The following is a 12,626-nucleotide window of genomic DNA, read 5'->3' as shown; positions in this document are numbered from 1 at the left end:
GTTAGCCAAATGATTTGGCATAGAATATTTTTTGTTTTTCATTTGAATCTCCGATCTATTTTTAGTCGTAATAAAGATTATACATGGATTTTGGAGCATTATCAATGATTAATTATGAAACGAGTAGTAGATTTTCCAGGAAAAATGAGAGAAGTATTTAGTGAAAATTGACAAAACTTTATTTCATAAGCTAATGAAAAATGAGCCATGAGCCATGATTAATGATTTGAATTTAAGTTACACATATCCATCAACCTCCCATCGATTTCGTTATCTAAATAAAACATATATAAAAGAAAATAAAGAATTTCTAAAAAGTAATAACATATATAAAATATGAGTCGAAATAAACAAAAGAGTAGTAGTGCTGTCAGTTGTTTTTAAGGAGGCAGTTAAATGGAAGCAGTAACAAATAAAGTCGCAAATCATATGTTGAGTTTTATTCATACGTATGAAGCGTATCGGGTGCCGAAGGGCACTAAAGTAAAAAACTCAAATGGAGAGGAAACGGTTTTGTCGGAAGATGAAGACGTTTTGGTTTTGACAGAAAAATCAACAGAACAAATGAACAAAGATAAAAATGAATATGTGACTTCGCTTGAAATAAAAGCCAATATGGCACAAGAAAGAACCAAAATAGAAGCTGAAAAGAAAGATGCCATGGATAAAGCCAAAATTATGGCAGTTTTTAGAAATATGGCAAATGGAGACATGGTTCCCCCATCTGACGAGCGAAAACTTTTAGAATATGATGATAAAATGTATCAGGCAGCGAAATCTTTGCAGTATTTATCACGAATAAATAAGGAAAAAATAAAGAAAAAATCGTCTGAATGGGATGAAGATGAAGAAAAAGCATATGAAGAAAAAATGAAAATATTGCATGAAAATGAAAGAGAAGCAAGAGAATCTATTGGCTCTAATATGGAAGTTTTTGAAGCAAAACAGCGCAAACACATAGTTGAGTTACCAAATGAAAATGTAGATTTTTCAAAGATGAGGACCCTTAAAGTTGGAGATTTATTTGAAGGAATAATTTTTGATTTTATGATATGAGAATATAATATATTTATTAAAAATTCAGAAAACTATTGAATGAAGATACGTATTGTTTTATTATATGTAATAAGCAGATGAAACATTTGCACGATATAATATTTGAAATTCTAATGTAATTACAATTTTCAATTGATTGAAATGTTAGGAGGGTGTATTTAGTGAATTTAATAGAAAAAATGGCATTGACAGCGAGAGACGTTGGTTCGACTGTGTGTTCAACAGTTAAAGAACAGAGCGAGTTTGCAAATCTTAGATTGAAACAGTTGGCAGCAGAAAGAGATTTAAATGAAATATATCAAAAAATCGGTAAAAGATATGTCGATTTTGTCAGAAATAGTGAGTTAGAAGAGACATTTGATGTTGAAGATTTGCTAGAAGAGATAGAACCTATAATTGAAAAGTACGATTCATTCAAGAGAGAATTAAATGAACAACATGCTCATGTGAGAGATGTTTATGACGAAAAAGACAGAATGAAAGCTAAAAAAGAGTATGAAAAAGCTAGAGAACATCTTGCAAAAGCTTTAGAGATGGGAATACTAAGCAAAGAAGAATACGACGAGAAAATGGATAAAGCAAAAAGAAAAGTTGATTATTATGATGAAATACGAAAAATCAAAATGCAAAAAACACTTGGGGTAATTACAAAAAGTGAATACGATGAAAAGATAAAAAGAGTTCTTACTAGAAAAAAACAAGAAGATATAATAGAAGATTTAGATAAAGAATAAATTAAGAAGACTATGAATGAGTTTTGACAGATTTTGTCAGCTATGTTCATAGTCTTTTTTGTATGAATATTTAACAAAAGTATTCGATTTTTTCCTTAGCCAGAAATGTTGTTAGTTGTGCATTATTTACAAAAATATATAAAATATACTATAACATTGAGAAACTCTTAAAATTATGTTAATCTATAGCATGTAACAAAAATTTATAAATTTTTAATAAGAGGATAATAAAAATTTCATGTTTATCTTATAAGCAACAACACGTCTATTGTTGATTTTCAAATTTTAGTTACATTATGAAAAATGAAAGTCAATCACTTTTGTTTTTGGTTTTTTTCAAGGAGGAAATTATGCGAAAAAACAAGAAACTTGCTATGATGGTTAAAGTGATTACAGCATCAACTGTTATTTCTACAACATCGGTTGCACCAGGTTATTATAATGCTATGTCACTTGCTACAGTAATGGCAGGACAAACAGATTCAAAATCTCAATTAATACTTAGTGAAATAGGAACTCATCAGGATGCAGGAATGGGGAGCATTTCAAATAAAACTGTTACACTTGTAGGTAAAGGTGAAAGCGGTTTTGATAAAGATTATCATAAAAGTGATTTTTCATATCTTTTTACAGATGTTGAGGGAAAATCATCAATTGTAGCGAAGGTCAAGAATTGCAATGAAAATGCTACAGCAGGTCAAATTGGTATTATCGCAAGAAACGATAGTGAAGCAGTAGATACACCGGCAGGTGGATGGTATATTGATTATTCAAAGAACGCGATGGGTGTTATCCATCAGAACGGATCATCTCTTTGCAATGAAAAATTAGATACTTTACCAAAAGAATTTTATGTTAAATTAGAGTTTGAAGACAATGCTATTTATTATACAGTTGCTAAAGATGCTGGCTTTAAAGATTGTATAATGCCAAGAAATGGAATGGGTGTTTCAAATTTTAAACCATCTACTATTGGATTCTTTGCTTCAAGAGGATTAAAAATAGAAGCAACAGATGTTTCTATTAAAAGTAACGGTAGTGAAGTCTTTACGTCTAATGTAGAAACATACGAGTTAAATCGTATGAAAAGCTCTGATATAGGCGGCAAATACGAAGATAAAGTTAAATATTCTTGTGAATTATCAGGACGTGGAATTAATGTTGCATCAGACAGAACAGGTGCGTCAAAAGGAGACATTAGAACATCAACTAACGTAGATTACCTACTTTTGCCAGAAAACTCAAACAATATGACATTAAGAGCAGAAGTTGTAATTAATAGTATAGATATGGGTACAGACAGACAGGGATTATTTGCTGGTCAATTTGTACCAAATGCAGATGATAAGTTTGTATATTATGATGCAATTCAATTTAATAAGAATAATCAAGTTGTTCATGCATACTCAAATGGCAAATTAAGTGGTGGAAAGAAAGAAATGCCTAACACTGCTGGAAAATTTGAATGTGGAAAAACTTATTACATAGAATATAAAAAAGATGGAGATCAATCATTTACTACAATCAAAGATGCTAATGATAATATTTTAGTAAATAATTTTAGGTTTGGAGTTTCAAACCAATCTCCATGTTTAGGAAAAGATAAAAAAGTAAGATACGGTTTTGCTTTATCAGGGGTTAATGCTAGTATTTCTAATATAACTTTATCAGATGAAGCGGATAAAGTTGTTTATAGTTCTAACGATCAGTTTAATATTGCAGGCGAGGCTCCTGTAATTGCAAATGCAAAAGCAGAATTATCAGCAGATAGAACAAATGTTAACCTCAACTGGGATATTTCAAAAAAAGGTTCTGGTGTTGAGCAGTATGATGTTTTTGTTTCAAAAAATGAATCTGCTTACAATAAAGTAAAAACAGTAAGAACGAATTCATTTATTTTTAGTGATTTAAGTGAACAGGGAACCTATAAATTTAAAATAGTTCCTTATGGTGGAAGTACACAAGGACAAGAAGTAGAAACTAATGAAGTTTCATATGTAGCCCCACTTGATTCAACAACTTTAACTGGAAATGCTTCTTCTAAAGAAGTTAATTTAAAATGGAATACTGTAACAGGCGCAACGGAATATGAGGTTTACAGAACTCTTGGATTCAATGGAAATCCTACTTTATGTGCAACTGTAACAAATTGTGAGTATAACGATAAAAATATTTCGGAAGAACAGCCATATGTTTATTATGTTGTGGCAAAAAATAACGTAAATACATCTAATCCATCAAATAAACTTCAATTGCTTACAACAGATGGACATTCAGGAAAATATGTTTACGAAAATGAAGCTGCAAAAATGACTGTTGTTTCAAAAGATAATGATACATTATTTAAAAAAGATGCAGAAATCAAGTTAAAATCAAGCAAAGAGGGAACTGCACAGTTAGTTGTTAATGGTAAAGTTCAAGAAGAAAAGAAAGTTAAAGCGGATGAAGAATTTGCTTTTTCTGCTAAACTTGCTGATAAAAGAAATGATGTGGACGTTTTATTAACAGATGCCAGCGGAAAAGTTACACGCAAAATATTCAATTTTGTTTGTAATCCATCATATGACATTGTGGTTGATAAGGATTACGCGGGACAAGACGGAAGTACTTTTGAAGGAAAACAGACATTTAAATCTGTTTCAAGTGCTGTTAAATCAGTGCTTCCTTCAAATAAAAATACCGTAATCTTCATTAAAAATGGTCAATATAATGAAAGAGTAGTTGTAGACAAGCCTAATATTAGCTTTTTAGGACAGGATAGCCAGTATACTCATATTTTTTATCACGCAGCAGTAGGAGATAACACAGCTACAACAATGTGGGATAGAAATGCAGTTTATGTAGATTCTAAGGCTAAGGGATTCACCGCAGAAAACCTTACAGTTGAAAATAGTTTCCCATATGGCAACAAAGACGGACAGCAAGCAGATGCAATTTGTGTTGCAGCAGATAACTCTTCATTTGTAAATGTTAGATTTTTAAGTTACCAGGATACAGTATTAACAGCTGCAAGACAAAAGTTAAATGGTGTTACGGTTAAAACAAGACAGTACTTTAAAAAATGTTATATTACCGGAAATGTTGACTTTATTTATGGTTCGGGATCATCATATTTTGATGACTGTGATATTGTTGCAAGATACACTCCATATAAATCAGATGGTGTATTCTCAGCAGGTAACACACCGGCAGATGTAGATTATGGTTTGGTATTCAACGAATGCAGATTTGTCGCGGAAGATGGTGTTAAAGATGGAAGTTATAGAATGGCAAGACCTTGGGGCAAAGATGATTCAACAATTTTTATTAATTGTTATCTAGGCCGTGCAATCAACATTGAAAGTGGTCAAAGTTACGGAGATATGTCAGAAAATCTAGCAAAAGATGCAAGATTTTATGAGTATGGTTCATATGGAAAAGGTTTCGTGTTAGACGCAAGCAGACCATTACTTACAAAAGAAGAAGCATTAAATATTAATGGTTCTACTGTTTTAGATGGTTATGATTATACAACATTATTGAATAGTCTATATGGAGTTCCAGCAGTGGAGCCAGAGCCACAACCAGAGCCAGAACCACAACCGGAGCCAGAGCCACAACCAGAACCACAACCACAACCGGAGCCAGAGCCACAACCAGAGCCACAGCCACAACCGGAGCCAGAGCCACAACCAGAGCCAGAACCACAACCAGAGCCAGAACCACAACCACAGCCAGAACCACAGCCACAACCAAGCAGTGGCAATAATAAACCAGGAACAAATCCTACAAGTGGAAATAAAGAACAAGAAAAATCAGGCTCAGAATCGAATGCTAGCCATTCATCTCATAAAACAAGTACTTCGGATGCTACAAGAGCAACTGCTGAAAAAGCTAAAAAAGTAGTAAAAGTAATTCAAGCAGAAGAATTTGAAGCGAATGTTTTAAGTGGTGATGGAAATACTAGAAAGAATCATAATAGGCTAAACAATCAAACTAAATCAGTTTTGGCAAATGATAATATTGATAATAATGTGCCAGCACAAGATGCACAAAATGCTATAACAGATGATAATAATGCATCTAAAGAGAATACAGATGACGTTAAGATTAAGGAAAACAAGGTTCCTAAATCTGCTAAGTCAGATAAGTTAAATAAAACTAAGAAAGCAAATAAGTCAAATAAAGTAAAAGATGAAGACAATATGATAAAAGTATTTGGCATTATTCTTGCATTTGTTGCAACAAGTATTATTGCAGGTGCAGTTGGTTACTTTCTTGCAAATAAGAAAAGAAGATAAAAACAAAAAAAGAATTCAAAAAAATTATAAGTAATAGTTAAAAAGGCATTTTATATTAGATTTTTTTAATATAGAATGCTTTTTTACTACACAAAAATAAAGTGGTGTGCTATTATGTAATACGTGTAAATAAACTAGAAAGTGTATTACGTGGTGATGAAATGAAAAGTATATTTGAAAAAAAAGAAACAATTATAAAAATTGCCAAAATACTTTTGTTTATGATATTTTTTTTGATGAGTATGGAAATTGTTTTTACGTTAGGTCGTAATTATGAAAAAAAATATTATAAAGCCCAAAAAGAAAGAGCAGTTTTACAAAAAATTGAAACAGATAGATTTTTTAAAATAAATGATGTTATGAATATTATTGGCTTCAAAACTAAAAATCATAATATTTACACTGGTAAAATCAGTGGAGTAGATGTTACTGTTTTTTGGGATATAACAAATAATTTTTGTAGAAAGAATAGTTACAGATATGATATAAAACGACAGGTTAAAAAAATAAATGGGGATTACTATGCGTCTTCGAAAGCTTTAAAAGATGTGTTTATGCTAGATTTTTACTACAAAAATCATGAAATAAAATACAAAGAAGTGTCTCCACAGACTTGGTATAATCATACAAAAATGATTGCTCATGCGGGCGGAGCAGTTAAAACCCAATATAATTATAATTCGTATACTAATTCCAAAGAAGCAATTATTCAAAACTATAATTTGGGATTTAGAGTTTTTGAATTTGATGTATATCCAACTTCAGATAACAAGATGGCCTTAGTGCATGACTGGAAAAAATTTGGTATGAAAAATAATACTCCTTTTTCTGCACAACAGTGGGAAAAATTTAGAGGAACGAGTTTACCTGATTTTGGACAATCATTTACTACTATGATGTATGAGAATCTTTTGGATGAAATGCTGATTAATAAAGATATGTACATTATAACGGACACCAAATCAACAGATTTTTCAAAAGATGAAACAAAGATACAATTTGAACAGATTTATAAGCTGGCCAAAAAAAAGGACGTTCATTTATTGGAAAGAATAATACCACAAATTTATGATGATGATATGTATGATATTGTGATGAATGTATATCCATTCAAAAGTATTATTTATACAACATATGCGACAAAAGAGAAGGCTGATAAAATAATAAAATTTGTATCAAAACATAGGAATATTCAAGTGATCACAGCCAAATTTGAGGATAAACGTTTTGGTATAACTGAAGTGAATGAGATTCATAAAAAAAAGAAATATTTTTTTAATCATACAATAGACACATTTAAGAATTATACTAAAGCACGTACGCTTGGAGCTGATGGGGTTTATACGAATGTATTGAATCTTGGAGATGCCGAGCTTTACGAAAGCTTAGAAAAGAGGTAGTGATATAAAAAACAATAGTAATCTAAATAAATAATTATAATATGTTTAGTATTAAGTAAATGTTGACATTTCTTGATTTAAAAATTATAATTTTAATGTCGTTTGACTAAAAAGATTTTTTGTTACCCCATTGATATTTTTAGAATAGGATAAACACATATGAAAATGACATTAATTAGACTTATGAAGGCATATGATATTTGCAAAAAAGCAGATGAACATATACTTCAAAAGAAAGAGTATGAGCGTGAAATTGAAGAAGCAACTAAGAAGGTTGCTAAGAAGATAGAAACGCGAATTTTGCTGGATGTATTTATTGTTTTGTTTGCAACAGTTTTGTTGACGTTTGGAAATAAAGGTGCAATAATTTATATTATGAGTATGAGTGCATTTAATATTCTTATTGCAATAGATATTTTAATTCTTAGACTCATTTATAGAGAAAAGATTAAACAAAGTCAGGCTAAAATTGCGTTGGAAGAACAAGAAAGCGTTCGAATAATATGTGAATATGAGAATGAGCTCAGCTTTTTACCAAATGAATTCAGAAACATTGATGCAATTGAATTTATGCTTAGTGTTTTAAAGAGTGACGATACGTATTCGTTAGAATTCATATTTAGAATGTGTAAGAGATATTTATATAAGAAAAAAAGACAAGTTATTTATGGCTTAGAACAAACTTGAAGTAAAGCACATTGTAACTATTGAAAAAAATAGTGAAAATGGTTATACTTCAGTTTAGTATTTGTTATACAATAAAATAAGACAGCTAAGTAATTAGTGGAAAAGTGAGAGGAAAAGAAATTGGATAATAAGAATGAACAAAAAGAAAGTCTTGGACTTAGTGAATCAAGTCTCAAGAAAAGAACTATTATTGGTCGAATCATTCTTGCGATATACTTTATTGCATCAATAATTACAATAGGCGTTCTTGAGTATGTGCAGGTGTTGCCAAATAAGTTCGTTTTTTTAGGTGCATTTGTACTTTTAGTTTTATTTGCGGCAATTGGCGCAATTATGAAGTTTAAGAAATCAAGTAAATTGTTTTATATTGGTTCAGCTTTAGCAATGATTTTAAGTATTGTACTTTGTGTTGTTTGCGTTTATGTTGTTAGGGGTAGATTGGCTCTTGAGCAAATTACTAAGAATAATCAGGACAAAACAGAAGTGTGTGTATATGTCCGTAAGGACGATAAAGCAAATAATATTAAAGATGCTAAGAATTATACTTTTGGCGTTTTGTCTAGTCAGGACGAAGACATCACTGAGAAAACAGTTGACATGATTAATAAAGATGTTGGTAAATCAATTAAAACAAAGAAACTGGATAATGTTAATGTTAGTTTTCAGGCAATAAGAGATAAAAAAGTTGATGCATTAATTTTGAAAAAAGGATACATTGACAGTTTTGATGATATTGAAGGATTTGAAAATATCTCAAAAGAATTAAAAGTTATTGCAACTTATGAGATTAAGACAGAATCTGAGAAACAAGTAAGTGGAAAATTAAAAGATACTTTTGCAATTTATATTAGTGGTATTGATACAGAAGGTGATCCTTCAGTAACAAGTAGAAGTGATGTTAATATTATTGCATTTGTTAATGTAAAAACACATCAGGTAATGCTTCTTTCTACACCTAGGGATTATTATGTTAAGATTCCAGGAGTATCAAAGGGCAAATATGATAAGTTAACTCATGCAGGATTATATGGTATTAATAAATCGATAGACACTCTAGAAGATATTTATGGATGCAAGATTGATTATTATTTTAGATTGAACTTTACTGGATTTAGAAATATTATTGATGCATTAGGTGGAATCGAAGTAAATTCAGATTATAAATTTACTGCACATGATGGTCAGAAATATTCTAAGGGTATTAATAAATTAGATGGAACAAGAGCTCTTTCATTTGCAAGAGAGCGTAAAGCATTTAAGGATATGGGTGATGAGCAGCGTGGTATCGACCAGATGAAGGTTATCAAAGCTGTAGTTAAGAAGTGTATGTCTACTAAAATGCTTACAAATTACGAATCAGTAATTAAGAGCATAGAAGATAGTTTTGAGACTAATATTCCATATTCTGTTATTTCAGAACTTGTTAAGAAGCAGTTAGATGATGGAAAAGAATGGAATATTTCTACATATCATGCAACAGGTTGCAACGATAAGAGAGTTCCATATTCTTTAGGTAGTCGTGCTTATGTTATGATACCAAGTGTTGAATCAATTGATGAAGGTAAGAAATTAATCAAAGAACTTTACGATGGTAAAGAATTAGACCAAGATGCTATTGAGAAAGAAGAAAAGAGAATTCGAGATAGAGCTGAAAATGGTATCTTAACAAAAGATAATAAAAAAGTAAAAGATTTATATAATTCTTCAGATGACTCAAGTTATAGCAAACATAGTTATTCTGATGATGACGATTATGATTCAGATTATTCTTCAGATTATTCTTCAGGTTCATCTAGTTCAAAGAAGAAATCATCATATAAGTCAAGTAATGATACATCTAGTCGAGAGAGAAGTACAGAACAATCTACGGCTAGAACACCAAGTAGAAATAAGACAAGATCAACAGAGACTAAACCTAAACATACTGAAAATAAGCAGCAGCCAACAGAACCAATAGAGAATAAGGTTAATCCAAGCTCTGGAAATGAGTCAGAGGGTGGCGCAGCAGGTAGTAGTAGTGAAGGTGGAAGTCAAGAAGGTGGCAATACACAGGAAGCACCTGTAACACCATAGTTTTTTAGAATTGACTATAGAATTTAATACATAAGAAGTTAAATATTTATAATCTACAACTTTTTCTAAGAAGTATATTAGAGAGAGTTGTAGATTTTTTTTTATTTTAAAGATTATTTATTTTAAAGAATATTAATTCTAAAGCATTTCTTATAGGATTCTAAAATTTCTAAATAAAATATAAAAAAAGACGAAATAAATTATGATGCGTTATATTTAAATATATTATACGCAACAGTAATAAGTAAAAATAATGTGGTGAAAAAAATAAATGAAAAGTGTTTACATGATAATAGAAAGGGTGAAATTTGTTGTGAAAGAAACAAAAATAGGAATAAAAGTTTTTTTAGGTGTTGTGATTGCTATTTGTATTGTGAGTATAGGAGCGTATATTGCTTCTATTAAAATGAAAACAAACAAGTACGAAGATATAAAGAAAAAAGCGTATAGTGTGCATAAGGTTGAAAAGAAAAAAAAGTCAGAAAAAAAAGAATATCCAAAACAAACAGACATTAATTTTGATGAATTATATAAGATAAATCCAGATATATATGCGTGGATTAAAATTCCTAACACAAATGTAGATTATCCTATTTTAAGAAGTTCAGATGGTTTACCAGAGGATTATTATCTAGAGCATAATGTAGATCATTCCAGTGGCTATCCAGGATGTATATATACACAAAAAAGAAATTCGCCAGATTTTACAGATCCAAATACAGTAATTTATGGACATAATATGAAGGACAAATCTATGTTTGCAACTTTGCATAAATTTGAGGATAAGAGTTTTTTTGACACTAATAAAGAAATCTACATTTATACAAAAGATTATAAGATGAAATACAGAATTTTTGCTGCATATGTAACAAATAATGATTTGATTTTAGAAAAATATGATGATTTTAAAGATAAAGCAGTGTTTGAAACATATATACAATATATTTATTCAGAGAAAAAAATGGGAAACAATATTGAAGAGAATCAAAATGTAAATAAAAATTCAAGACTAATTACCTTATCGACTTGCATAGGTAATCCTGACTATAGATATGTGGTTCAAGCATACTTAGAGGACGACGGACAAGGAAACAAGTGGAAAGAGGAGGGCGATAACTAATGAATCGAAAATATAGACAAAGCGGTCATCATGGGCACTATGGCCATCATGATCATCATAGACATCATCATCATAAAAAAAATAGAAAATTAAAAGTATTTTTAATCGTGTTAGCAGTATTTGTCCTTTTGGTTGGAGGTGGAGTTGGGACAGTAGCTTTTATGATGTCTAATGGAAGACAAAAATTAATTGCAAAATCCCAAAATAAATCAAATAATTCAAAAGGTTTAGATGATACAATCAAAGTTAATGGAGTGAAGTATAAATTAAAAGATAACGTTATTAATATTTTGATTATGGGCATAGATTCAAAAGGAGATATAGCTGAAAAAAGTAAAGTCCCTGGAGAATTTGGACAAGCAGATGTAATTTGTGTGATTTCAATAGATACAGATAAAAAAGAGGTTAATACAATTAATATTCCAAGAGATACTATGACGGATATTTTAACGAGAACGAAAAATGGTGCTGCATCAGAAGTTATAAACGGTCAAATCTGTTTACAGTACGCATATGGTGATGGAAAAGAGAAAAGTTGTAAAGATATGTTAAATGTCGTTTCAGATGTTATGTATAAAATTCCAATTAACAATTATGCAGCCGTTAATTTTGACGCAATTCCAGTTATAAATGATGGAATCGGTGGTGTAAATGTGACAATGACTGATGAGTATACATATATTGATAAAGCGTATAAAAAAGGTGCAACAGTTGTAATGACAGGAATTAAGGCTGAAAAATTCTTGAGATATCGTGATACAACTGTAGTAGGTAGTAATATGCAAAGAATTAATAGACAAAAAGATTATATAAAAGGATTACTTTCCACAATTCAGCAGCGATTTAAAGAAAATCCTACTTCTGCGTTAGGAATAATTGGTTCAATAAAAAATAATATGGCATCAAATATTTCAACATCAGAAGTAAGTTATTTAGGTTCATTGTTTGCTTCAGGAAGCTATAAAATGCAAGAATATAAGATTTTACCTGGAACATATCAAGGCCCAACGACAACAGAATTTGATGAATATATTTTAGATAAAGAAAAGGTATATGAAATGATATTGGAAGTGTTTTATAAAAAAGTAAAATGAAAAAAGAAAGAATTATAGGATTTTTATAAGATAGTTACAAATAGAAAAAAGATTTTACCCTAGTGATAAAGATTCTGCCATAAATTATTAAAAATTATAAAATGTTAAAAGTAGTTGTAAAAAAAGGATTAAATCACTCGATAAAATAATTGTACATAACTAGAATTTGTTAAGAAAACGCA

8 protein-coding genes are annotated in these 12,626 nt (G+C 30.2%); all 8 read left to right on the top strand.

The window, feature by feature from the left end; translation table 11 throughout:
- The first annotated feature begins 396 nt into the window (after nt 1-396).
- Nucleotides 397-1,056, top strand: coding sequence for a hypothetical protein (locus tag BLV79_RS07660; RefSeq protein WP_074717752.1), 660 nt, complete (start codon nt 397-399; stop codon nt 1,054-1,056).
- Nucleotides 1,057-1,217: 161 nt separating this feature from the next.
- Nucleotides 1,218-1,790, top strand: a complete 573-nt coding sequence (locus BLV79_RS07655; RefSeq protein WP_074717749.1) for a tryptophan--tRNA ligase — start codon at nt 1,218-1,220, stop codon at nt 1,788-1,790.
- A gap of 350 nt (nt 1,791-2,140) precedes the next feature.
- The gene (locus BLV79_RS12440) at nt 2,141-6,070 is read left to right on the top strand and encodes a pectinesterase family protein (RefSeq protein WP_159429338.1); all 3,930 of its coding nucleotides are present in this window, start codon (nt 2,141-2,143) and stop codon (nt 6,068-6,070) included.
- Nucleotides 6,071-6,231: 161 nt separating this feature from the next.
- A complete protein-coding gene (locus tag BLV79_RS07640; protein WP_074717746.1) occupies nt 6,232-7,470 on the top strand; it encodes a glycerophosphodiester phosphodiesterase family protein in 1,239 nt (412 codons plus the stop codon).
- A 159-nt stretch (nt 7,471-7,629) separates the two neighbouring features.
- Nucleotides 7,630-8,157, top strand: coding sequence for a hypothetical protein (locus BLV79_RS07635; RefSeq protein ID WP_074717743.1), 528 nt, complete (start codon nt 7,630-7,632; stop codon nt 8,155-8,157).
- A gap of 120 nt (nt 8,158-8,277) precedes the next feature.
- Nucleotides 8,278-10,230: an LCP family protein gene (locus BLV79_RS07630; RefSeq protein WP_074717740.1), complete on the top strand. Its 1,953-nt coding sequence runs from the start codon at nt 8,278-8,280 to the stop codon at nt 10,228-10,230.
- Nucleotides 10,231-10,543: 313 nt separating this feature from the next.
- Nucleotides 10,544-11,350: a class B sortase gene (srtB, locus tag BLV79_RS07625; protein ID WP_159429337.1), complete on the top strand. Its 807-nt coding sequence runs from the start codon at nt 10,544-10,546 to the stop codon at nt 11,348-11,350.
- Nucleotides 11,350-12,444, top strand: coding sequence for an LCP family protein (locus BLV79_RS07620; protein WP_074717737.1), 1,095 nt, complete (start codon nt 11,350-11,352; stop codon nt 12,442-12,444). Before srtB ends, BLV79_RS07620 begins: the two co-directional genes overlap by 1 nt.
- Nucleotides 12,445-12,626 lie beyond the last annotated feature (182 nt).

This window comes from Lachnobacterium bovis DSM 14045, from assembly GCF_900107245.1.
Classification (GTDB): Bacteria; Bacillota; Clostridia; order Lachnospirales; family Lachnospiraceae; genus Roseburia; species Roseburia bovis.
The sequence above is the reverse complement of the archived record's forward strand: the minus strand, read 5'-3'. Positions and strand labels throughout refer to the sequence as shown.